Raw genomic sequence first — 23,738 nt, forward strand, 5'->3', positions numbered from 1 at the left:
GAGAATCGAAGCGCAAGTTTGCCAGCATTTTCGGACAAGGTGCGCGATGGCTGCAGGAGTCGCTCGGTGCGCCGCGCCTATGAGCGCTGACGCTTGCGTTGCTGCTTGACGCGATACATCTCGCCATCCGCCAGAATGATGGCCTCCTCGGCGCTGGTTTCGGCGGGCATCACGGCGGCGACCCCGACGCTCGCGCCCTGATAGTCGAGGGCTTCCACGCCTTCGCCCAACGGGTAGCGCCCGATCGTCGCGCGACTCAGGCGCTCCTGCATCAGGCTGGCGGCGGTACTCAGCTCCTGGTCCAGGGCCGCGCTGTCCGGCGATGCGCCCTGGGCGATGACGATGAACTCGTCACCGCCAACGCGGCCAACGCTGTCACTGTTGCGCAGGCTGCGCTTGAGCTGGCTGGCCACGCCCTGGAGAAAATGGTCGCCGGCCTGGTGGCCATAGACGTCATTGATGAGCTTGAACCCGTCCAGGTCGATGACCCCGATCAGCACGTACCTGTTGTCCCGCTGCGCCAGGGCATACAGATGCTCCAGGTCGCGCAGGATGGCGCGCCGATTGGCGAGGCCGGTGAGAGGGTCGGTCAGGGCAAGCGTGGCCAGTTCGGCGTTGGCGGCCTGGAGTTGCTCGACCAGCAGCTCGCGCTCCAGAAAGTAGCCCAGCAGCGTCGACAGCAAGCACAGCACCGGTTCGACCTTGGGCGAACAGGCGACCTGCTGCGAACTTGCCGCGCAGACCGTACCCAGCACATGGCCGGCCTGGGAACGGATGGGCGCACTCAGGTAGGTCTTTATCCCCAGCGCCTGGGCGGCGTCGGAATCACCCCAGCACTCTGAAACGTTGTCCGAGTACAGGCGATTCTCCTCCAGAGCCCGCTTGCACAGGGTGTCAGCCCAGGGCACCACGAGCCCTTCGGGGATGACCATCTGCCCGGTGTTGCGAACAATCTCGACCCGCTGAAAGCCCTCTTCAACGTTGATGGTCGTCAGGTAGGTCGACTCCATGCCCGTGAGCTGGCCGAGCAGCGCCAGCAGAGGGCGAGCCAACTGCTCCAGGGAGCGGGCCTGGGGAACGGTTTCCGACAGGAGGGATAGGATCTGGTCCATCTGGACGTACCAATAGCGAGGCCACAGAACCGTTGTCGATCAGGAAAGAGCAGCCCGAATGAAGCGCGTTTCCCTAGATGCCGACGATCACTGCTGACAGCCCATCGCTGCTGAGCCATTCCCTTAAGGTGGCATCACTCTAAGAATAGAGGGTCTTTGCCCAAGTCGTGCTTTTTTCAGAAACTCGGCGGAGCTTCAGGGCTGCGGACCGGCGCCGAGCCCCGAAACGCTACTGACTAGCCCCGGCTCAACCCGGTCAAGCGGGACGACAGCGCCTGCATGGCGCTACTGACCTCATCCAGCGCCTGGGCATCGCGAGCGTTCTCCTCGCTGATGCTGTGGATGCGCACCGCCAGTTCGTTGATCTCCTGAGTGACGTGGCTCTGCTGCTGCGCCGCCACGGCGATCTGCTGGGCGCGCTGGGAGATATCGTCGAAGCTCTGTACCGAACTGGAGAGCGCCGAGGCAGCACCTTCGGCCTCGACCACCGCATGCTCCGTGCGCGCCTCCCCCGCCTGCATCGCCTGCACCGCCTGGCGTGACGCCTGCTGCAGCGCACTGATCATGGTGCCGATTTCATTGGCCGAGGACTGGGTCTTGCCCGCCAGGGTGCGCACCTCATCGGCCACCACCGCGAATCCACGGCCTTGCTCGCCGGCACGCGCAGCCTCGATGGCCGCGTTCAGGGCCAGCAGATTGGTCTGCTCGGAGATGGCCTTGATCACATCCAGCACCGCCCCTACCTGCTGGCTGTCTTTCTCCAGCTGGCTGATCACCGAGGCTGCACCCGCCATTTCCGTGGACAGCGCCTTGATCGCCGCACTGTTGGACGCAACCTTCTGCTGCCCCTGCTGCACGATGACCAGCGAACTCTGCGCGGTGTCGGCGCAGTCATTGGTGTTCTGCGCCACCTCCTGCGCACTCGACGACATCTCGGTGATCGCGGCAGCCAATTGCGTGTTCTCCTGCCGCTGCTGTTCGGCACGCCCCGCCAGGGTGCTGCTCAGACCGCCCAGCTGCGCGGCCTCGGCCTGCAGGTGATCGGCTTCCTCGGCAATGCGCTGGAGCATGGTACGCAACTGCCCGGCGTAGCGGTTGACGGCATGGCGCAGTGCGCCGATTTCGTCTTCGCGCTCCACGCTCAACTCGACATCACGGCTGGCAGAGCCGCGCCCCAGCGAATCGATCTGCGCAGTGGTTTCCTCCAGCTGGCCGATCAACTTGCGCCCTGCCAGCCAGGCCAGTGCCAGCAGCACCGCCAGCAAGGGCAGCAGAAACAGCAGAATTTCCCAGGTCAGCGCATGGGCCAGGCCCGTGACCCGCTCCTGCGGCGTCGCCAGGCCGATGAGCCAGCCGGTATCCGGCATCACGAACAGACTGACGCGACTGGCCTGGTTGAGCTGTTCATCCTGCTCGAGATCAATGTTGCGGATGCCCCCGCCGCTGCTGCCGCTCAACGCATCCTGAATCGGTTTGAGCCAGCCTTGCTGCTGCGCCAGGTCGGCGAACTTGACCATCGCGCCACCCTTGCCGCCGGTCATGCCCGGAAAATGCAGCACGTTGCCGGCCTGATCGAGCGCGAAGGCATAGCCATCGGTGACTTTGCCCTGCTCGGTCAGAAAGCGCGCCAGATCATCCAGCAACAGATCCAGCGTGGCGACGCCGGCAAAGCGGCCACTCAGCTGGTATGGCACGCTACAGGTGACCATCGGCACCCCCGTCACCGCATCCTGATAGGCCTCCGACCAGAGGCACTGGCCGAGCTTGCTGCTACGGGCGCCGGTGTACCAGGCATCGTTGTGATAGCCAGGCCCGTCCGCCGCGTTGTAATCGTCCGAGTAGCTCAGGCGACCATCGGCCCCACGCGCCCAGAAGAAACTGCGGCGCTCGACGCCGTCACTGAAGGCATTTGGCTCGGGCCAGACGCCACCACCGGCGATCGCCCGGTCCCCCTGATTGTCGATCAGATTGGGCAGGCTATCGCGATACAGCGCCTCCTCACGCGGCAGCACCTCGGCCAGATGCGCGAGGCTGGCCGTCACCCCCTCGATACGCGCCAGCTGCAGCGCCAACTGACGCACGATGGCGCTACCGGTTTGCTCGATCAGCTCACCACTGGCCGCCACCACACGGGGTTGCCCACGCAAGGCCATCACCGAGAACACCGCCAGCGCGGTGAGAATCAGAAGCACGATGCAACCCAGGGTCAAGCGCTGGGACAGTCTAACGGGGACCAAAGCCATGCGATTACTCCTACTTGGGAGGGACACTACAAGGGGCTACCAGAACTGCTTACGAACGCTCCTAGTTCCACCAGCAGGATCAGTTGCTGCGATACTCCATCGCCTGTGCCATCTGCGTACAAGCGCCCTGGCCAGGATACCCGCGCCAGATGCCTACCCTGAGTTATAGATGAACAGGCACGGCGTTACACCGTTTAGTCGGCGGGCAAGACGTCGACTTGAGCGCAATCGCAAGGCGCCGGGAACAGCAAGCCCCGCTTCCCGCCAGCAGCGCCCCCGTGTTTGAAACCAGACCCGCCCGGACAAGGATGAACAGGATGCAGATCCGTGAACTGACCCGCGACGACCTCCCCAGCGCCAGCACCCTGTGCATGGACGCATTCATGCCGGCGGTCGCGCCCTCGCTGCCGCCCCAGGGCGTGGAGACCTTCAGCAAGCTGGCAGACGCATCGGCATTCGCCGAGCGCATGGCCGGTGACAACCTCATGCTCGGCTGCCTGGAGGATGGCGCGCTGACGGGGCTGATCGAACTCAAGGAAGGACGCCATGTGGCGATGCTGTTTGTGGCGCCGCATTGCCAGCGCAAAGGCATCGGCCAGCGCCTGATCGACGCGGCAATGGAACATGCCAGAGGCGACGTGCTGACGGTAAGAGCAGCACTGTCTTCGGTGAAAGCTTACGAGCGTTATGGATTCATCCTGACCGGCGAAGTTGGCGAGTTCGCCGGACTGATTTTCCAGCCCATGGAAAAGAGGCTGACCTCCATCTAGGCCGGGTCTGAGCCGCTATCGCCGGCAAGCAGAGCTGCACGCCCCTATCCACGGCGAGTCGATTCGACCCGATCAGCGCTGGGCTATTCGGACACCTCGGCCCCGCCAGACAAGTCCGAATAGACTGGGGCCAACGTAGTACCTCAACTATGGAAATAGGCTTACACACATGCGTCACTGAACTTCGGGCCATTCAGCTAAGCTGGAGCCTGGACTCGATAGGAGCACGCAATGTCTGCCAAGGAAGAGCAGCTACTGCAGCTACTGGGCCTGATGGCTCGCAGCATGACCCACATGACGGCCTACCTGACGGCCATGGCCTTCGATCAGCTGCAGAGCCAGGACGCCACTGTGCAGAAGTCTGCCAAACGCATGATCGAACGCATGCAAGCCATCAACGAGGAACTGGACCAGCAGTGGGAGCTGGTCGGTCAACTCACCGGCGAGCGCGACCAGGAATTGCTCGCCGAAGCCCTGGACTTTTCGCTATCGCCGGCACGCAAGGAAGCGGTTGATTGAGGGCCCCGTCATAGCCTCGCTTGCTGGCGAGGTTTTTGATCCTGCGTCCTTCAGTGTCTGCTGCCAGCCAGACGCTCGCTGACTCATTTTCCTAGTACGCAAGCCTGACCTGAAGCGGCGTCGATCTGGATATCACCTCAATCGCCAGGAATGCTCGTAGCTCAAAAACGAAAACAGCCAGTGATTGCTCAACTGGCTGCTCCCATTGGAGTCGCTTGGTCGGGACGGAATGATTCGAACACTCTACCCTTTGCACCCCATGCCGGAGGTCGATCTCATAAAACATTGATTTTAATGGGATAATTTTGAGCGCTCGCTGCAGATAATGCTCTACGTTACCCAACGGATTTCAACGATTTCCCGCAAAAGTCCCTAGCCTATGGGCGCAGCCTTTTTGCGAATCTACAGCGCGGAACTCAGACTAGAGGCGGCAGGCCCAGCTCTTTTAGGAAGGCATTATGTTTATCTCGCGCCTTGCGAATGCTGTCTTCCAGTTCGACCAGCTCGGCATTGACCACATTTAAGTCGATCTCCTTCTCAACGCTGGCCGTGCTGATGTAGCGGGAAATATTCAGGTTGTAGCCATTCTTCTCGATCTCCTCCATTTCCACCCGGCGTGCATAGCGCGGTTCTTCCTGGCGGTACTGGTAGGTCTTGATGATCTTGGCTATGTGCTCTTCGGTCAGTTGGTTCTGGCGTTTACCTTTGTTGAAGTGTTCCGCCGCGCTGATGAAAAGTACATCATCCGGCTGTTTGCACTTTTTCAGCACCAGAATGCACACCGGGATGCCCGTGGAATAAAACAGGTTGGAGGGCAGGCCGATCACGGTATCGATATGGCCGTCCTTGAGCAGTTTGGTGCGGATGCGCTCCTCGGCGCCGCCCCGGAACAGCACACCATGGGGCAGGATAATGGCCATCACGCCTTCGTCTTTCAAAAAGTGAAAGCCGTGCAACAGAAAGGCAAAGTCCGCCGCCGATTTTGGCGCCATGCCGTGATTCTTGAAGCGCACATCATCGGCCATGGCATCGCTTGGATCCCAGCGGTAACTGAAGGGCGGATTGGCGACCACGGCATCAAACACGGGCTTTTTCGCCGGGTTCAGTTCACGCAGGATGTCCCAATCGTTGCTCAGGGTGTCACCGTGGTAAATCTCGAATTCTGCGTCCTTGACCCCATGCAGCAACATGTTCATGCGGGCCAGGTTGTAGGTGGTGATGTTCTTTTCCTGGCCGTAAATCTTGCCGATACCATGGGCGCCCATGCGTTTGCGCACGTTAAGCAGAAGCGAGCCCGAGCCGCAGGCGAAGTCCAGCACGCTTTCCAGACGTTTCTTAGTGCCAGTCTTTGGGTCTTGGCTGTCGAGGGTGACGATAGCAGACAGGATGTCGGACACTTGTTGCGGGGTGTAGAACTCGCCCGCCTTCTTGCCCGAGCCCGCGGCAAACTGGCCGATCAGGTATTCGTAGGCATCGCCTAGTGCATCAATGTTTTTTGAAAAGTCGGTCAGACCTTCGGCAATCCTTTGGATGATGCTGCAGAGCTTGGCATTGCGCTCCGTGTAAGTCTTGCCCAGCTTGGGAGAGCCCAGATCGATTTCCGAGAAAAGGCCCTGAAAGGTGCTTTCAAAGGACTCGGTTTCGATGTATTTGAAGCCCGCTTGCAGCGTAGAGAGCAGTTCATAGTCCTGGATGCGGGCCAAATTGGCGATGTTGTTCCACAGGTGTACCGGCTCAATGACGTAATGCACCTTGCGGCGCATCTGCTTTTCGAAGGCCGGAATGTCCGCTTTGTTCTCCTCATACCAGATTTGCAGAGGAGTCGATGCCCCCGTTTTTAGCAAAACGTCGATGGGCAACTCTGGATAGTCTTTTCCAAGCTCCTTCTGGGCCGCTATCTCGTAGTTGTCAGAGAGGTAGCGCAGGAAGAGGAAGGACAGCATGTAGTCGCGGAAATCGTCTGCATCCATAGCTCCGCGCAGTTGATCAGCAATGGCCCAAAGGGTTTGGCCAAGTTGTTTTCTATTGATGTCATTCATGTGCTGGTTTCGCTTGTGGGCTCGGGGGGGGCGGCAGTAGTCGCTGCAGTTGGTTTCGCACCCGATAAGTCAGGCAGGGAGAATTTAAATGTGCTGATGAAGTCTTGGAGAATGCGGCGGAACAAATTTCTATTGTCCTCGCCCATTTCGGTCGGCTCATGGATGGCGTATTTACCATGGCTCAGCAGCTGGAGGGCACGGTTGTAGAGCGCGGTGTCTTCTTCACTCGCGAGCCCTTTAAGGCAGAAGGAAATGTCGGCATGGCCAAAGAACGAGGCCGTTTTTTCCATGATGCTGCGTAGCGCATTGAAGTGAAAGGTGTAGAGTCGGCCAGAGCTGTGATTGGCGGCCACCTGAAGTTCGGCGAGGGCTGCGACGTGATGGAAAAACGGCGTGTCCTCGGTGGCTCGCAGGGTAAAGGCACTATCACCATTCGCGCGATGCAGATAGTAGCGCTTGTGAGATACCTTCGGCTCCCCTTCCTTGGCCCGCCCGATCTCATTGCACATCACATTGAAAAAGAGGGCGTGGTGAGAGGAAAAAACGATCTTCATAGGAGCCGCTGCGCCATTCTGGCCTGTCCTGCTTGCTGCACGACGAAGCAATTTGGCGAGGTCGCAAGCGACGGAGATGGCGTTGTTGTCGTCCAGCGATGAAATCGGGTCGTCAATATAGACGTGCTTGACCGCTGGATAAGCGTCGGGATATTTCAAAAGCTGTTCACAGACGGCCATGAAGACGCACCAGATAAAAATATTCTGCTCACCACGGGAGATTTTGATGTGCGACTGCTCGCCTTTATGGAAGCTAACGAACACCGGCCTTGAAAAGGATTCTTTGCCCTGTTGCACTTCTTGGAATTTGAAATCAAAGTCAAAGTCGGCATAGCGCTTCAAGTACTCATCAATGGTCGGCTCCAGAGGCTCGTTTTTGAATCCATCAAAGAACCGCGATGCCTGGTTTATTACCAAGCCACGAGCGGTGTCGTTTTCAATGTCATTGTCCCAAGTGAACAGATCTTCGGTGTACGCATTGAAGTAAAGGGTATCTGCTATGCCATCCGGATTTTTTTTCGTCTTACGCTTTCCGATATCCTTGAAATCCATCGAAAGTCGTGTCTTGCCGGTACGATTGTAGGCGTAGACGAGGATGAGATCTGCCCCGCCTAGATCGTCGCGCAGCTTCCTTGCGAGTGTATTTAGGTTGGCGTACCTATTGACCTTTGGCTTGTTGCTCATCCGTTAACCACCGCCATGGACAGAAAAAGCTGCTGCATCAGTGCTTTTTTGTGGGTTTTGAGGGCTTCTAGCTTTTGAGTTTGCATGGTAATGAAATCGTCTAGGGAGGCTAGGCAGTCGGCGATGCGCTGCTGCTCACCAGACTTTGGATCAGGAAATAATAATTTTTTCTCTCGAAGCATAGAGAAGTGTCGCTTGTAGCTTTCCTGTACTACTGGATTTGCCTGCATAGAGTAGAAAAGGAAGGCTGTATCAATCTGCCCCCTAGGGCGGAGGATTTTGATGCCATCAGCCCCCTGCGCAAAAGGGCGGTCGATATATTTGAGAGCGCATGTATGATCACCAAAGACGATGACTGGGAAACCTACATCTATCAACGACTCGCTGTCATTCGTCCATCCGCAGATATAATCCTGTGATTGGTCAACTATAGGAAAGCTTCCAATCGTCAGATAGTCTGAGGTCTGTAGCTTCTTAGGGGGGGTGATCGTCAAAACGTTTTCTGCGACGGTGCTTTCCATCCATTCCCCCCCCTTTTCGAATTGGGGGAACCGAAGATGAGGTTTGGCTTTGCCTTCTCCGGGGAAAAGCTGCTGCATAAGTCCTTTTTTATGGGTCTTGAGTGCAGCCACTTTCTTGGATTGTGAGGCAAGCAGCTCGTCAACAGTGTCCAGGAACTCAGCAATCTTTTGTTGCTCTTTCAGCTCTGGGACGCAGATATCTCCTTTGAGGACATCTGCGTTATTAACCTTCATGTCATTCTTGGGGCCTTTTTTTACAATGGGCTGCAAATATGAATTTAGGTTATGGTCTCCGGAAAAAAAATGATCCAAGTAGGTCGTAGAGCAGTCAGGAAAAGGCCGATAGACAGCATATAGTGTCGAAACAATGCCTCGCTTCCCTTTGTTTGCTTTGATGATGCCGAAAGGGTTTCTTTTCAATGGGCTCTTTGTGTAAACAATGTCGCCGTGCTCAACGACGTGATAGTCCTTGACGCTCACCCCCGCATATGAACGCCCCATAAATTCGATTTGATTGACGCAACCATACTCACCAGAAACTGACAGCACGTCGCTATGGCTAAATTCTAACTCTCTATTTCGTTTTTTTGCTTCAAATAACAACTCTTTGAGTGTCCTAATGCGCCAGCCTTCCTTGCTTCTGAATTCAGGGAGTCGCAATTTTGGCACTAATTTTGGCTGACAATTTTCTTTTCTGTTCGTAGTTTTTGTTTTATTGCTCATACGCGCTAAGCCCTGAGATTTCGCGGCCTTGGGCGCGTTTAATTAGTAAGTTGTGCAGTTCTTTCATCAATGCCAGCTCTGCCTGGGCGCGTGCTTTCCAACCGAGGTCGAGCGGCTCCATCAGGTCACTGAGCTGGTCGCCGTCGAAGATCATGCGTTGCAGAATACCCTCGACGAAGGCTTGCAGGGCGTCTGGTGCGAGCTGGTGCCGACTAGCAATCTCCGCAATTTCGGCGGCGTCCTTGTGTTGCTTGAAGTTTCTGTAGCCTTCGCGGATCGCGCTTTCGCTCAGGCCTTCGCCTGCCTTGAGGGTGGCGATATAGGTGGCAATGTCGTCGCGCTCGTTGATGAACTTCGCATCGGCCTGGATCAGGCCGATCAGTTGTTCGCGGCTCATCTTCTGCTTGCTCGGCTCTTGCTGCGAGAAACGCGACATCAGATCCATGATGTAGTCATAATCGATCACTGCAGAGGCGAAGAGCACGAACTCGAAGTCGAGCTGATCCACGATTTCGTTGTTGCCGCCTTCACCCTTGTCGTTTTTTTCCTGCTGGGCCTTGAGGCGCTGTGCCGTTTCCAGATAGGCGCCGCGAAAACCCAGCAGGCTTTCCTTGGGCAGAATTTGTTCGATGGTGGCGGCATTGTCTGCGGTTAGATCGGTGTATTGGTCGAGCTGGGTTTTAAGGCGCTGCACCTCTTTGAAACGACCGATAAACGCGGCGCGGGCATCGTCGCCTTTGAGGTTGTGTACGTCTTCCGGTGCGCAGGCCAGGCCTTGGGAACGCATGAAGTCGTCGAGCTTCTGCACGGCGGTATGGAGTTTTTCAATCACCACTGGGGCTTTGTCCACCAGCCAAATTTCGCGGTCTTGCGGGCTGGAATTTTCTCCAGAAAAGAGAGTGATGGCTGTATCCACTGCCTCTTGCTGATAGCGGAAGTCGAGGATGTTACCGAACGGTTTTATCCCTGTAGGTTCCTTGTTGGGTAATTGAACGGAACTAAGTACGCGGTTGGTACGTGAAAAAGCTTGGATCAAACCGTGGTACTTGAGGTTCTTGTCCACGTACAGGGTGTTCAGGTACTTGGAGTCGAAGCCGGTTAGCAGCATGTCGACCACGATGGTGATATCGATTTTCTGCGCATGGGGATAGTCGGCATTGGGCCACTGCTGGTCTTTGATGCGCTTTTGCACGTCCTGATAGTAGAGGTCGAACTCGCCAATGCTGTGGTTACTGCCATAGCGCTGGTTGTAGTCGGCCAGGATGGCTTTGAGCGCGGCTTTCTTGCCTTCTGGGTCTTCTTCGTTGTCCTGCTTTTCTTGCGGCAAGTCTTCCTGAATCTGTTTGACGTCGGCATTGTCATCGGCTGGCGGCGAGAACACGCAGGCGATATTCAGCGGCTGGTAATCAGGGTCGGCCTGGCGTTTGGCCTGTTGCACCTCGGCAAACAGGCCGTGGTATTCGATGGCGTCGTTGATGCTGGCCGTGGCCAGAATGGCATTGAAACGACGCTGAGCGGTGGCCATATCGTGTTTGGCGAGAATGGCTTCGACCACGGCGCGCTTGGCCAAGGCTTCCCCTGGCTTGGGCGTTTTCTTGCCTTCTGGTTTGAAGTAGTCGATATGAAAACGCAGCACGCTGGCGTCTTCGATCGCGTGGGTGATGGTGTAGGCGTGGAGCTGCTTCTCGAACAGCTCATCGGTGGTTTGGTAAGACGCCTGTTCGCCTTCCACTTTTACTCGTGTGGCGTTCTCTTCAAAGATGGGCGTGCCGGTAAAACCAAAGAGCTGGGCCTTGGGGAAGAACTCCTTGATGGCCTTGTGGTTGTCGCCGAACTGGGAGCGGTGGCATTCATCGAAGATGAACACCATGCGTTTGTCGCGCAGCGGGGCCAGTAGCTCTTTGTAGGTAGGCTGGTCGTTACGTTTGCGCTGTTTGTTGCGCTTGCTGCTTTCATCCAGGGCGAGGCCGAGTTTCTGGATGGTGGTGACGATCACCTTGTCGGCGTAGTCCTCGGACAGCAGGCGGCGTACCAATGCGGCGGTGTTGGTGTTCTCCTCGACGCAACCTTCCTGGAATTTGTTGAATTCCTCACGGGTCTGGCGGTCGAGGTCTTTACGGTCGACCACGAAGAGGCATTTCTCGATCTCGGGGTTGTCCTTGAGCAGGGTGGAGGCCTTGAAGGACGTGAGGGTTTTGCCGCTGCCGGTGGTGTGCCAGATGTAGCCGTTGCCGCAGTTCTGCTCGATGCACTCGACGATGGCTTTGACCGCATAGACCTGATACGGGCGCATCATCATGAGCTTCTGCTCGCTGGCGATCAGCACCATGTAGCGGCTGATGGTCTGGCCAAGCGTGCATTTGGCGAGGAAGGTCTCGGCAAAGCGGTCGAGATAAGTGATCTTTTTGTTCGCCTCGTCGGCGAACTGATAGATGGGCAGGAAGCGTTCATCGGCGTTGAACGAGAAGTGCCGGGCGTTGTTGTTGGCGAAGTAGTAGGTGTTGTCGCGGTTGCTGACAATGAACATCTGCATGAAGCACAGCAGGGTTTTGCTGTAGCCGTTGCCGGGGTCGTTCTTGTATTCGACGATTTGCTCCATGGCGCGACGCGGGTTGACGCCCAGGGTTTTCAGCTCGACCTGAACACACGGCACGCCATTGATGAGAATGAGCACGTCGAAGCGGTGGTGGCTGTTGTCGGTGTTGATGCGTAGTTGATTGACCACCTCGAAGCTGTTCTTGCACCAGTCTTTGATGTTGACCAGGGTGTAGTTCAGCGGGGTGCCATCTTCGCGGGTGAAGGCATTGCGCTCGCGCAGGGTGCGTGCAGCCGTGAACACATCGGGGGTCACGATTTCGTCGAGCAGGCGGGCGAACTCGCCATCGGTCAGAGTGACGCGGTTGAGTGCGTTGAATTTCTCGCGAAAGTTGCGTTCCAGCGAGGCGCGGTCGGTGATGTCGTCGCGGTAGGCGTACTTGAGCTCAACTAGCTTGTCGATAAAGCCCAGCTCGATTATTTGCTCACTCATTGGGTGCCCTACGCTCTTCGAATCACTAATAGTAAAACATGCCCGCTATGAGTCTCTACGTTGCATCTAAAAAAGCTCCTTCCCCCCAGCTAATCCCCTCTAGGCTGCTACAAAGCCAACTCTGCAGCCACGCAACTGGATTACACACCTTACTCGCAAAGAACGGTCGATTCTTCTCACCGTGCTACCCGCTCATTTGTGCTGTATGAATCTGTACAAGGTCAACAGCGGCTCACGTGAACAGGGGTCGTGAAGCTTCGCTGGGATTGGGAGATACCGATCCCTGAACTCAGCACCAGCGTATTTTTCATACCGGCGGATTTTGGTGGCCGACATGAGAGCTCCGGGATCAAAAACGGCGACGAGCGGCGCGTGGTGCTTAACAACGTGACCAAATCGGTCATCGAGGGGCAGCGTGGCCTGGATTCGGTCTGGGTATTCCCGTATGGGATGCCCGACAGGAACGGTAAGGCGACACCGGTTCATCGGATGAACGATAGCGCCTGGAAGAGGGCCCGGATCTGGGCGGCGAAGAAGTACCAGGAACGCTTCCTGCGGCCGGCACCGAAGGGATTCGCCTCGATCCGCATCCACGACCTGAAGCACACCTTCGGGAGAGGGCTCCGGGCAGCCGGTGTAACCGAGGAAGACAGGCGGGCCCTGCTGGGCCACAAGAACGGCAGCATCACCAGTCACTACTCGGCGGCAGAGCTGGGAAAATTGATCGATGAAGCCAACAAGATATCGGCGACGGGCTCGCGAGGGCCGGCGCTGACGATACTGAGGAGGAAGGCAGGATGAAAAGTCCCGCAAAAGTCCCCGAAACGAAAAAGGCCAGCTCATCTCTGAACTGGCCTAAGTCGTGGAGTTATTTGGTCGGGACGGAGTGATTCGAACACTCGACCCCTTGCACCCCATGCAAGTGCGCTACCGGGCTGCGCTACGCCCCGACGATGCTTCCGGGTGACCGAAAGCGGGAGGAACTATACATTAAGCTTTTGAAATAAGGCAACTTTTTCTTGGCCTTACTTCTTCAGGACGTGCAAAACGTCCTCGAGCTCCGCAATCATCTGCTTGATCAGCTGACGATACTGGGTGGTGTCGTCCTTGGCCTCGTCACCGGAGAGGCGCTGGCGCGCCCCGCCAATGGTGAAACCCTGATCGTACAGCAATGCTCGAATCTGCCGGATCATCAGCACGTCCTGGCGCTGATAGTAGCGGCGGTTGCCCCGCCGCTTGACCGGGTTCAACTGTGGGAATTCCTGCTCCCAGTAGCGCAGAACGTGAGGTTTGACCGCGCAGAGTTCGCTGACTTCACCAATGGTGAAGTAGCGTTTGCCGGGAATTGCCGGTAATTCGTCGTTATGACTTGGTTCCAGCATAGGCCTCGACCCTGGCTTTCAATTTTTGCCCTGGACGAAAAGTGACCACACGGCGAGCCGTGATTGGAATCTCTTCCCCTGTTTTCGGGTTACGACCGGGTCGCTGGCGCTTGTCGCGCAAGTCGAAGTTGCCGAACCCGGAAAGCTTGACCTGTTCGTTCAGCTCAAGAGCCTGGCGGATCTCTTCAAAAAACAGCTCCACCAGTTCCTTGGCTTCCCGTTTGTTCAGGCCGAGCTCTTCATACAGACGTTCCGCCATTTCAGCTTTCGTCAGAGCCCCCATACGCTACTTCCTTAACGTGGCGTTGAACCTTTGTTCGAGGCAGGTGAGGATATTTTGCGTAGTAGTACTCACCTCATCGTCATTAAGAGTGCGCGATGGATGTTGCCAGGTCAAGCCGACGGCAAGGCTTTTTCTAAGCGGATCAATGCCTTTACCGTGATAGACGTCAAATAGCTTGAGGTCCGTCAGCCATTCACCCGCTGTCTCGCGGATCGCCGCCAGCACGGCTTCGGCCGGTTGCTCGCGATCGACCAGCAACGCCAGGTCACGGCGCACTTCGGGGAAGCGCGACAGTTCGCTGAACGCCGGCATGCGACCCGCAGCGACCTCGGCCAGTACCAGTTCGAAGAGATAGACCGGCTGATCCAGCCCCAGGGTCTTGGCCAGCTCCGGGTGCAGGGCACCGATGAAACCGACCAGACGCCCTTCTCGCTCGATGCGCGCGGTCTGGCCCGGATGCAAGGCCGGATGCTCGCCAGGCACGAAGCTGAAGGCATCGACCGCGCCGGCATAGCCGAGCAGCGCTTCGACATCGGCCTTGAGGTCATAGAAGTCGACGCCGTCACGGCTGTTGGCCCAGCCTTCCGGCAGGCGACTGCCACTGATCACGCCGGCCAGCATGGCTTCCTGCTGCAGACCTTCGAGCTGACCGACGAAACGCAGGCCACTCTCGAACAGGCGCACGCGCGACTGCTGGCGGTTCAGGTTGTGCTCCAGCGCCTTGACCAGACCCGGCCACAGCGACGAACGCATGGCCGCCATGTCGGCGGAAATCGGGTTGGCCAGCTGCAGCGGCTCGACACCCGGGGCGAAGAGCTCAAACAGTTTGGGATCGATGAAGCTGTAGGTGATCGCTTCCTGGTAGCCGCGCGCGACTAGCAGGCGACGCAGCGCAGGCAGCTCGGCGCGCGCTTCGGCCTTGGCCTGCGGCGCCAGACGGGCTTGCGGGTAACGCACCGGCAGACGGTTGTAGCCGTACAGTCGGCCCAGTTCTTCGATCAGATCGACTTCCAGGCTGATATCGAAGCGGTGGCTCGGCACACTGACCTGCCACTGACCGGCGCCCTGGGTGCTGACGCCCAGACCCAGCGCGGTGAGCAGACGCTCCACTTCGCTCGCGTCCATGTCCATGCCCAGCATCTGACTGATACGCTCGGCACGCAGCGTCACAGGAGCGACGTTCGGCAGGTCGGCTTCGCTGCAGGCCTCGATGATCGGGCCGGCTTCACCGCCCACGATCTCCAGCAGCAATGCGGTCGCACGCTCCATGGCCTGGCGCGCCAGTTGCGAGTCGACGCCCCGCTCGAAGCGGTGCGAGGAATCGGTGTGCAGGCCATAGGAACGCGCCTTGCCGGCGATGGCGATGTTGTCGAAGAAGGCGCTTTCCAGGAACAGGTCGCGGGTCTTGCCGCTCACGCCGCTGTGCTCGCCACCCATTACCCCTGCAATGGCCAGGGCGCGCTGATGATCGGCGATCACCAGCGTATCGGCACGCAGGCTGACCTCCTGGCCATCGAGCAGCACCAGCTTCTCGCCCTCTTCCGCCATGCGTACGCGAATGCCACCGTTGATCTCGGCGAGATCGAACGCATGCATGGGCTGGCCCAGTTCGAGCATCACGTAGTTGGTGATGTCGACAGCCGGATCGATGCTGCGCACGTCGGAACGGCGCAGGCGCTCCACCATCCACAGCGGCGTCGGACGCGACAGGTCGACGTTGCGGATGACACGCCCCAGATAGCGCGGGCAGGCCTGCGCGGCCAGCACGTCCACCGAACGCACTTCATCATGCGCCGGCGCCACCGGATCGATAGCCACCGGCGTGACCGCAGCACCGTACATGGCGCCGACTTCGCGAGCCAGGCCGGCGATGGACAGGCAGTCGCCGCGGTTCGGGGTCAGCCCCAGCTCGATGCACACGTCATCCAGGCCGAGATAATCACGCAGGCTCTGGCCCACCGGCGCATCGGCCGCCAGCTCCATCAGCCCGCTGTTGTCATCGCTGACCTGCAGCTCGGAAGCCGAGCAAAGCATGCCCTGCGATTCCACACCGCGCAGCTTGGCCTTCTTGATCTTGAAGTCACCCGGCAGTTCGGCGCCGATCATGGCGAACGGCACCTTGATGCCGGCGCGGGCATTGGGCGCACCGCAGACCACCTGGAAGGTCTCGCCGCCATTGCTCACCTGGCAGACGCGCAGCTTGTCGGCGTCCGGGTGCTGCTCGGCACTGAGGATCTCGCCCACGACGATGCCGCTGAAGGCACCGGCGACGGGCTGAACGGCGTCGACTTCCAGGCCGACCATGGACAGACGCGCGACCAGGTCGTCACGCGATACATCAGGGCTGACCCAGCCGAGCAGCCACTGTTCACTGAATTTCATACTGTCTGTTCTCCTTAAACGAATTCGATGACGAGGGCACGGCGCTAGCGAAATTGCGCCAGGAACCGCAGGTCGTTATCGAAGAACAGGCGCAGATCATTGACGCCATAACGCAGCATGGCCAGGCGCTCGACACCCATGCCGAAGGCGAAGCCCGAGTATTTTTCCGGGTCGCTGCCGCTCATGCGCAGCACGTTCGGATGCACCATGCCGCAGCCCATGACTTCCAGCCAGCCGGTCTGCTTGCACACGCGGCAACCCTTGCCCGAGCACATCACGCACTGCATGTCGACTTCAGCCGACGGCTCGGTGAACGGGAAGAACGACGGACGGAAGCGCACGCCCAGCGGCTTCTCGAAGAACACGCGGAGGAATTCCTCGATGGTGCCCTTGAGGTCGGCGAAGCTGATGCCCTCGTCGACCAGCAGGCCCTCGACCTGGTGGAACATCGGCGAGTGGGTGATATCGGAGTCGCAGCGATAGACACGGCCCGGGCAGACGATGCGGATCGGCGGCTGCTGCGATTCCATGGTGCGCACCTGGACCGGTGAGGTGTGGGTGCGCAGCAGCATGTTCGCATTGAAATAGAAGGTGTCGTGCATCGCCCGCGCCGGGTGGTGGCCGGGGATGTTGAGCGCTTCGAAGTTGTGGTAGTCGTCTTCGACTTCCGGGCCTTCGGCAACGCTGTAACCGATATGGGTGAAGAACTGCTCGACGCGCTCCAGGGTGCGGGTCACCGGGTGCAGACCACCGGAGGCCTGACCGCGGCCCGGCAGGGTCACGTCGATACGCTCGGACGCCAGCTTCTCGGCGAGCAAGGCCTGCTCAAGCACGGATTTGCGGGCATTCAGGGCGTCTTGCACCTGGCTCTTGGCAGTGTTGATCAGGGCGCCGGCTTTCGGGCGCTCCTCGGCCGACAACTTGCCCAGGGTCTGCATCAGGGCAGTCAGTTCGCCCTTCTTGCCAAGGTACTGAACCCGGAGCTGTTCCAGGGCGTTGATATCTTCGCTTTGTTGCACGGCCTCGAGCGCTTGGGAGACCAATGCATCCAGATTTTCCATTTACAGACTCCAGATACGAAATAGGGGAAGAGCTGTTAAGGCTCTTCCCCTATCTTTGACGTTGCCACCGGGCGAACCCGGTGATTGTCGGGGGACTTAAGCCAGAACGGCCTTAGCTTTCTCGACAATCGCAGCAAACGCCGCTTTTTCGTTCACTGCCAGATCAGCCAGGACCTTACGGTCGATTTCGATCGACGCTTTCTTCAGGCCAGCGATCAGACGGCTATAGGACAGGCCGTTGACGCGAGCACCAGCGTTGATACGAGCGATCCACAGTGCACGGAACTGACGCTTGCGCTGACGACGGTCACGGTAGGCGTACTGGCCTGCCTTGATCACCGCTTGCTTGGCAACACGGAACACGCGCGAACGAGCGCCGTAGTAGCCCTTGGCGAGCTTCAGGATTTTTTTGTGACGAGCACGAGCGATAACGCCACGCTTAACACGAGCCATGAGTAATTACCTCTAAGTATCTTGACCGATTAACGAACGCGCAGCATGCGCTCGACTTTTGCGACGTCCGACGGACCGATCAGCGAGCTGCCACGCAGCTGGCGCTTACGCTTGGTGGACATCTTGGTCAGGATGTGGCTCTTGAAAGCGTGCTTGTGCTTGTAACCCGAAGCAGTCTTCAGGAAGCGCTTAGCAGCACCACTCTTGGTTTTCATTTTTGGCATGTTTAGTACTCCGCATTCATTAACAACTGATAACCATCAGGCCTGCCAGTGCCCGGGAGGTTATTTACGCTTCTTGGGAGCGATGACCATCATCAGCTGGCGTCCTTCCAGCTTAGGATGCTGTTCGACGGTGCCGAGCTCGATCAGGTCTTGTTCGACCCGTTTGAGCAGCTCCATCCCCAGCTCCTGGTGAGCCATCTCACGGCCGCGGAATCGCAGAGATACCTTGGCCTTGTCCCCATCTTCAAGGAAACGTATCAGGTTGCGTAGTTTTACCTGATAATCCCCTTCTTCCGTCCCTGGACGAAACTTGATTTCTTTGATCTGCTGCTGATGCTGGTTCTTCTTGGCAATCGCAGCCTGTTTTTTCTTCTCGAACAGGTGCTTGCCGTAGTCCATGATGCGGCAAACTGGCGGTACTGCATCAGCCGAGATCTCTACCAGATCTAGCTTGGCTTCTTCAGCCACGCGCAATGCTTCATCGATCGAAACAATACCGATCTGCTCGCCATCTGCGCCAATCAGGCGCACTTCGCGGGCGGTAATGTTTTCGTTGATCGGCGCCTTGGGGGCGGCCCGCTTGTCCTGTCTCATATCACGCTTAATAGTTCTTACTCCAAATCTTGGCGACCACGCCGGGAAACCGCTTGCTGCAACTGCACGGCGAACTGCTCGAGAGGCATTGACCCCAGGTCAACGCCTTCGCGGGTGCGCACAGCAACGGATCGTGTCTCGACTTCCCGATCCCCGATAACCAGGAGATAGGGAACCTTGAGCAAGGTATGCTCGCGGATTTTAAAGCCGATCTTCTCGTTTCTCAAGTCAACCTTGGCACGAAAACCGCTTTGATTGAGAGTTTTCTCCGCTTCGCGGGCAAAATCGGCCTGCTTGTCGGTGATATTCATGATCACCGCCTGGGTCGGCGCCAACCAGGCCGGGAAGGAACCGGCGTAATGTTCGATCAGCATGCCGATGAAACGCTCGAAGGAACCGAGGATCGCACGGTGCAGCATGACCGGGCGCTTGCGATTGTTGTCTTCGGCGATATAGCTGGCGTCCAGACGCTCGGGCAGGTTCGGATCGTACTGCAGGGTGCCGCACTGCCAGTTACGCCCCAGGCAGTCACGCAGCGTGAACTCGATCTTCGGACCGTAGAAAGCGCCCTCGCCCGGCTGGTATTCCCACTCCAGGCCGGATTCGTTGAGCGCATCGGCCAGCGCACCTTCGGCGCGATCCCACAGCTCTTCGGAACCCACGCGCTTGGCCGGACGAGTCGACAGCTTCATGGCGATGTCGGTGAAGCCGAAGTCCTTGTAGACATCCAGCGTCAGCTTGATGAAGTCGGCCGCTTCCTTCTTCACCTGCTCTTCGGTGCAGAAGATGTGCGCATCGTCCTGCACGAAACCGCGCACGCGCATGATGCCGTGCAGCGCGCCGGACGGCTCGTTACGGTGGCAGGCACCGAACTCGGCCAGGCGCAGCGGCAGGTCACGGTAGGACTTCAGCCCCTGGTTGAACACCTGCACGTGGCACGGGCAGTTCATCGGCTTGACCGCGTAATCGCGATTTTCCGAGGCCGTGGTGAACATGTTCTCGGCGTAGTTGGACCAGTGACCGGAACGCTCCCAGAGAATGCGATCGACCACCTGCGGCGTCTTGATCTCCTGGTAGCCGTTCTCGCGCTGCACCTGGCGCATGTACTGTTCGAGCACCTGATAGACAGTCCAGCCATTGGCATGCCAGAACACCATGCCCGGCGCTTCTTCCTGCAGGTGGAACAGGTCCAGCTGCTTGCCGATACGACGGTGATCGCGCTTCTCGGCTTCTTCGATGCGCTGGATATAGGCAGCCAGCTGCTTCTTGTCCGCCCAGGCGGTGCCGTAGACGCGCTGCAGCTGCTCGTTCTTCGAGTCGCCGCGCCAGTAGGCACCGGAAATCCGGGTCAGCTTGAACGCCTTGAGGAAGCGCGTGTTCGGCACGTGCGGGCCACGGCACATGTCGACGTATTCTTCGTGGAAGTACAGACCCATGGCCGTTTCATCGGGCATGTCGTCGATCAGGCGCAGCTTGTACTCCTCGCCACGGGACTTGAACAGCTCGATGACGTCGGCGCGCGGCGTCATCTTCTTGATGACGTCGTAGTCCTTGTCGATCAACTCAGCCATGCGCTTCTCGATGGCCGCCATGTCTTCCGGGGTGAAGGGACGGTCGATGGCGATGTCGTAATAGAAGCCTTCATCGATGACCGGACCGATCACCATCTTGGCATTCGGATACAACTGCTTGACCGCATGGCCAACCAGGTGAGCACAGGAGTGGCGGATGATTTCCAGCCCCTCTTCGTCCTTCGGCGTGATGATCTGCAGGGTGGCATCGGTATCGATGATGTCGCAGGCGTCGACCTGCCTGCCATTGACCTTGCCAGCCAGGGTGGCCTTGGCCAGACCCGCACCAATGGATTGAGCGACTTCCAGTACGGATACAGGATGATCGAACGAACGTTGACTGCCGTCGGGAAGAGTAATGATGGGCATGGCGCCTCCTCTCCTAGTGGTGACCCCTACCAAAGGTCACGTGGGTTGGGATGAGCCAGGAAGCGATTCGGCGGTATATCTGCCTAACAATGGCAGGAGCCCGAGGGCCAACCAGACCGAACCAGAGTCACTGGAGGTAAAGAGTACGGATGCTTTCAGAAAGCCTGAGCCCTGACAAGCCGCCGCGAACAACAAAGAACACAAAAGGCGATGCAGCACCCGAAAAATCCGGGCAATAAAAAAGGGGTCGCTTGGCGACCCCTTTTTATCGATTTGGTAGGCACAATTGGACTCGAACCAACGACCCCCACCATGTCAAGGTGGTGCTCTAACCAACTGAGCTATGTGCCTTCGATGGGTGCGCATTCTACGCAGATCTTTTCGGGCGTCAACAAGTTTTTTCGCTAACTTACTGAAATAGTCCAATTTTTTACGTTCGGCAGGATCGTTGAATATTTTGCACAGCCACTAGCCGGCTATTTGCAACTCAGGTAGCATCCGATCATTCGTAAAAAATAAAGAACAGAGGTTCAATATGGCGCACACGGCATACCCACAATCCTATTACGCCGCTTCTGCCAACCAGGCCGCTCAACGCCCCGCCCTGCAGGGAGAAGTGGAAACCGATGTGTGCATCATCGGTGCCGGCTACACCGGCCTGTCCACTGCCCTGTTCCTGCTGGAGAACGGTTTCAAGGTCAGCATCCTGGAGGCGGCCAAGGTCGGCTTCGGCGCATCCGGCCGCAACGGCGGGCAGATCGTCAACAGCTATAGCCGCGACATCGATGTCATCGAACGCACTGTCGGCCCGAAGCAGGCCCAGCTGCTGGGGCAGATGGCCTTCGAGGGCGGCCGCATCATTCGTGAGCGCATCGCCAAGTACGACATCCAGTGCGATCTGAAGGACGGCGGCGTGTTCGCCGCACTGACCAGCAAGCAGATGGGCCACCTGGAAGCGCAGAAGAAGCTGTGGGAGCGCTACGGCCACACCCAGCTGGAACTGATGGACGCAGCGCGCATCCGTGAAGTGGTCGCCACCGACAACTATATCGGCGGCATGCTGGACATGAGCGGCGGCCATATCCACCCGCTGAACCTGGCACTGGGTGAAGCCGCTGCAGTCGAATCGCTCGGCGGCGTGATCTACGAACAGTCGCCGGCCATTCGCATCGAGCGCGGCGCCAACCCGCTGGTGCACACCCCGGAAGGTCGCATCAAGGCCAAGTTCGTCGTGGTCGCGGGCAACGCCTACCTGGGCAACCTGGTACCGGAGCTGGCCGCCAAGTCGATGCCTTGCGGCACCCAGGTGATCACCACCGAGCCGCTCTCCGATGAGCTGGCCGCCAGCCTGTTGCCGCAGGACTACTGCGTCGAGGACTGCAACTATCTGCTCGACTACTATCGCCTCTCCGGCGACAAGCGTCTGATCTACGGCGGTGGCGTGGTCTATGGCGCACGCGACCCTGCCAACATCGAAGCCATCATCCGGCCGAAGATGCTCAAGACCTTCCCGCAACTGAAAGACGTGAAGATCGATTACGCCTGGACCGGCAACTTCCTGCTGACCCTGTCGCGCCTGCCGCAAGTCGGTCGTATCGGCGACAACATCTACTACTCCCAGGGCTGCAGCGGCCATGGCGTGACCTACACGCACCTGGCCGGCAAGGTGCTGGCCGAGGCGCTGCGCGGCCAGGCCGAGCGTTTCGATGCCTTCGCCGACCTGCCGCACTACCCCTTCCCTGGCGGCCGCCTGTTCCAGGTTCCGTTCAGTGCCATCGGCGCGTGGTACTACACGCTGCGCGACAAGCTGGGCGTCTGATCCAGCCCATCGACGAAAACGGCGCCCGAGGGCGCCGTTTTCGTTTGTCTCATGGACAGGCCGGCAAGGCCTGGCACTGTCCGGCCGAACCGGCGACCTCTGGCGGCGCGGCGAAGCGCGCGTCCTGCGGTGCCAGGCGCTGCGCGCATGCCTGGGCCTGGCGCGCCTCGCCCGCACAGCTGCGCTCCCCCAGCAGCTGGGACAGGTTGTACCAGCCGGCGGCGAAGTCGGGCTCGCGCTTGAGGCTCTCGCGCAAGGCCTGCTCGGCGCCCTTGCGGTCACCATCGGCATAGCGGCTGTTGCTCAGGGCGAACCAGGGCAGTGCCTGCTCCGGCCAGGCCTCGGCCGCACGGCGATAGGCACGGCGTGCCGGCTGGGCGTTGCCGGTCTGCTCCAGGTCATTGGCCGCCTGCATCCAGGCATGCATGTCGGCCTGCGCCGGCAGCCGCTCCGGCGGCAGCGTCAGCACTGCCCAGCGACCGCCACGCGCCCAGGTCTTGTCGAAGCTGGTGAAGCTGTCTTCGAGCCGTCGCGTGGTGGCCGAACGCAGGACCAGCGTGCGTTCGCGGCGGTCATAGCCCACCACCACCGCGAAGTGCCACTGGGGATACCAGTCGAACGCCAGGTTCTGCAGCACCAGCACCGGGTTGCCCGCCGCGACCTCCGCCAGTATCGCCTCCAGGCGCGGCTGCAACGGGTAGACCAGCAGCTCATGGTTGCGCGCAGCGGCGACCATCTCGACCTGCAGGCTGCCCTCGCGGCCGGGAAGGTAGACCTTGTCCTTGAGTGCACCGGGCGTCGTCAGCACGCCACGCTGGTTGAGCATGGTGGCCAGCGCCGCCGGCCCGCACTGATAGGCGTCCTGCGGGAAGAAGGGCACATCGGTCAACTCGACGCGTTCAGGCAGGCGCTGGGCCTCCGGCGATAACACCGGAGACCGCGCGCAGGCTGCGAGTAGAACGACGGATGCGATACAGCAGAGGCGGATCAGCGATTGATGCATTTGACGAAACTGAAGATGTTGGTGGCGCACAGCATATCAGTGATGATGAAGATCACCAGAAACAGCACGATGATGCCGACCACACCGGCACCGGCAGGCGCCTGATCGAGCTGCTGGTTGAACTGCGCCAGTTCGGCCGGCGTCAGGCTGGCGATACGCGACTCGACCTGCTCGCGATCGACGCCCATGGCGACCAGTTTGTCCTTGACCTGCTGATCATCGAGCATGGCCATCAGCTGTTGCTGGTCGACCTGGTGCTGCTGCTCGGCGATCACCTCCTGAGTGCCGATCATCGCGGCGTTCGCCGCAGGGATCTGCGCGACCAGCAGCAGATGAAACAGCGCAGTGACAGCGGCCAGACGACGCATGGCGGGGTTCATGGAAATTGTCATTGTGGTTATCTC

General features: G+C 58.9%; 19 protein-coding genes, 2 tRNA genes and 1 pseudogene. 4 read left to right on the forward strand and 18 right to left on the reverse strand.

Annotated features, from left to right (window positions below; genetic code table 11):
• Positions 1-77: 77 nt before the first annotated feature.
• Together JLK41_RS15210 and JLK41_RS15215 are read right to left on the reverse strand one after the other, a co-directional pair.
• Positions 78-1,112, reverse strand: a complete 1,035-nt coding sequence (locus JLK41_RS15210) for a sensor domain-containing diguanylate cyclase (RefSeq protein WP_210389284.1) — start codon at positions 1,110-1,112, stop codon at positions 78-80.
• Positions 1,113-1,348: 236 nt separating this feature from the next.
• Positions 1,349-3,304, reverse strand: coding sequence for a methyl-accepting chemotaxis protein (locus JLK41_RS15215; protein WP_244976430.1), 1,956 nt, complete (start codon positions 3,302-3,304; stop codon positions 1,349-1,351).
• A gap of 368 nt (positions 3,305-3,672) precedes the next feature.
• On the opposite strand from JLK41_RS15215, the gene JLK41_RS15220 reads away from it, so the two are divergent.
• On the forward strand, positions 3,673-4,125 hold the full coding sequence (locus JLK41_RS15220; RefSeq protein ID WP_210391241.1) for a GNAT family N-acetyltransferase: 453 nt from the start codon (positions 3,673-3,675) through the stop codon (positions 4,123-4,125).
• Between the two features lie 231 nt (positions 4,126-4,356).
• Positions 4,357-4,644, forward strand: coding sequence for a hypothetical protein (locus JLK41_RS15225; protein WP_210389286.1), 288 nt, complete (start codon positions 4,357-4,359; stop codon positions 4,642-4,644).
• A 416-nt stretch (positions 4,645-5,060) separates the two neighbouring features.
• Here the strand turns inward: JLK41_RS15225 and JLK41_RS15230 are convergent, their stop codons facing one another.
• From JLK41_RS15230 to JLK41_RS15245, 4 genes are read right to left on the reverse strand one after another with little or no spacing between them, the layout of a single operon-like run.
• On the reverse strand, positions 5,061-6,683 hold the full coding sequence (locus JLK41_RS15230; protein WP_210389287.1) for a type I restriction-modification system subunit M: 1,623 nt from the start codon (positions 6,681-6,683) through the stop codon (positions 5,061-5,063).
• The gene (locus JLK41_RS15235) at positions 6,680-7,921 is read right to left on the reverse strand and encodes an AAA family ATPase (RefSeq protein ID WP_210389288.1); all 1,242 of its coding nucleotides are present in this window, start codon (positions 7,919-7,921) and stop codon (positions 6,680-6,682) included. The genes JLK41_RS15230 and JLK41_RS15235 overlap by 4 nt, the downstream gene beginning before the upstream one ends.
• A complete protein-coding gene (locus JLK41_RS15240; RefSeq protein ID WP_210389289.1) occupies positions 7,918-9,165 on the reverse strand; it encodes a restriction endonuclease subunit S in 1,248 nt (415 codons plus the stop codon). The genes JLK41_RS15235 and JLK41_RS15240 overlap by 4 nt, the downstream gene beginning before the upstream one ends.
• A complete protein-coding gene (locus JLK41_RS15245) occupies positions 9,155-12,193 on the reverse strand; it encodes a type I restriction endonuclease subunit R (protein WP_210389290.1) in 3,039 nt (1,012 codons plus the stop codon). Before JLK41_RS15245 ends, JLK41_RS15240 begins: the two co-directional genes overlap by 11 nt.
• Positions 12,194-12,353: 160 nt before the next feature.
• On the opposite strand from JLK41_RS15245, the pseudogene JLK41_RS15250 reads away from it, so the two are divergent.
• Positions 12,354-12,994 (forward strand): annotated as a pseudogene (locus JLK41_RS15250) (tyrosine-type recombinase/integrase); the annotation flags it as partial.
• A gap of 72 nt (positions 12,995-13,066) precedes the next feature.
• Here the strand turns inward: JLK41_RS15250 and JLK41_RS15255 are convergent.
• The 10 genes from JLK41_RS15255 to JLK41_RS15300 all read right to left on the reverse strand — a co-directional run bounded on the left by JLK41_RS15255 (position 13,067) and on the right by JLK41_RS15300 (position 20,863).
• Positions 13,067-13,143: transfer RNA gene (locus JLK41_RS15255), tRNA-Pro, on the reverse strand.
• Positions 13,144-13,218: 75 nt separating this feature from the next.
• Complete coding sequence (locus tag JLK41_RS15260) at positions 13,219-13,575, reverse strand: MerR family transcriptional regulator (RefSeq protein ID WP_013716019.1); 357 nt, start codon at positions 13,573-13,575, stop codon at positions 13,219-13,221.
• Positions 13,556-13,858, reverse strand: coding sequence for an integration host factor subunit alpha (ihfA, locus tag JLK41_RS15265; RefSeq protein ID WP_003243414.1), 303 nt, complete (start codon positions 13,856-13,858; stop codon positions 13,556-13,558). Before ihfA ends, JLK41_RS15260 begins: the two co-directional genes overlap by 20 nt.
• 3 nt (positions 13,859-13,861) lie before the next feature.
• Positions 13,862-16,240, reverse strand: coding sequence for a phenylalanine--tRNA ligase subunit beta (gene pheT / locus JLK41_RS15270; protein WP_210389291.1), 2,379 nt, complete (start codon positions 16,238-16,240; stop codon positions 13,862-13,864).
• Between the two features lie 44 nt (positions 16,241-16,284).
• Positions 16,285-17,301, reverse strand: a complete 1,017-nt coding sequence (pheS, locus tag JLK41_RS15275; RefSeq protein ID WP_210389292.1) for a phenylalanine--tRNA ligase subunit alpha — start codon at positions 17,299-17,301, stop codon at positions 16,285-16,287.
• 96 nt (positions 17,302-17,397) lie between these two features.
• Entirely contained in the window at positions 17,398-17,754 is a 357-nt protein-coding gene (rplT, locus tag JLK41_RS15280) for a 50S ribosomal protein L20 (RefSeq protein WP_003243409.1), read from the reverse strand.
• Positions 17,755-17,783: 29 nt separating this feature from the next.
• The gene (gene rpmI, locus JLK41_RS15285; RefSeq protein ID WP_003243407.1) at positions 17,784-17,978 is read right to left on the reverse strand and encodes a 50S ribosomal protein L35; all 195 of its coding nucleotides are present in this window, start codon (positions 17,976-17,978) and stop codon (positions 17,784-17,786) included.
• A gap of 60 nt (positions 17,979-18,038) precedes the next feature.
• Positions 18,039-18,572, reverse strand: coding sequence for a translation initiation factor IF-3 (gene infC / locus JLK41_RS15290; protein ID WP_037055100.1), 534 nt, complete (start codon positions 18,570-18,572; stop codon positions 18,039-18,041).
• Positions 18,573-18,589: 17 nt separating this feature from the next.
• Positions 18,590-20,512 carry a threonine--tRNA ligase gene (gene thrS / locus JLK41_RS15295; RefSeq protein WP_037055096.1) on the reverse strand — a complete coding sequence of 641 codons (1,923 nt, stop codon included), beginning with the start codon at positions 20,510-20,512 and terminating at the stop codon, positions 18,590-18,592.
• Between the two features lie 274 nt (positions 20,513-20,786).
• Positions 20,787-20,863 (reverse strand) — tRNA-Val (locus tag JLK41_RS15300).
• Between the two features lie 184 nt (positions 20,864-21,047).
• On the opposite strand from JLK41_RS15300, the gene JLK41_RS15305 reads away from it, so the two are divergent.
• Positions 21,048-22,331, forward strand: coding sequence for an NAD(P)/FAD-dependent oxidoreductase (locus JLK41_RS15305; RefSeq protein WP_037055095.1), 1,284 nt, complete (start codon positions 21,048-21,050; stop codon positions 22,329-22,331).
• A 49-nt stretch (positions 22,332-22,380) separates the two neighbouring features.
• Here JLK41_RS15305 and JLK41_RS15310 read toward each other — a convergent pair whose 3' ends face one another.
• Both JLK41_RS15310 and JLK41_RS15315 read right to left on the reverse strand, forming a co-directional pair.
• Entirely contained in the window at positions 22,381-23,334 is a 954-nt protein-coding gene (locus JLK41_RS15310) for a PA2778 family cysteine peptidase (RefSeq protein WP_210389293.1), read from the reverse strand.
• Positions 23,319-23,726 carry a PA2779 family protein gene (locus tag JLK41_RS15315; RefSeq protein WP_037055091.1) on the reverse strand — a complete coding sequence of 136 codons (408 nt, stop codon included), beginning with the start codon at positions 23,724-23,726 and terminating at the stop codon, positions 23,319-23,321. The genes JLK41_RS15310 and JLK41_RS15315 overlap by 16 nt, the downstream gene beginning before the upstream one ends.
• Positions 23,727-23,738: the final 12 nt, after the last annotated feature.

It is taken from the genome of Ectopseudomonas khazarica, from assembly GCF_017915135.1.
Taxonomy (GTDB): Bacteria; Pseudomonadota; Gammaproteobacteria; order Pseudomonadales; family Pseudomonadaceae; genus Aquipseudomonas; species Aquipseudomonas khazarica.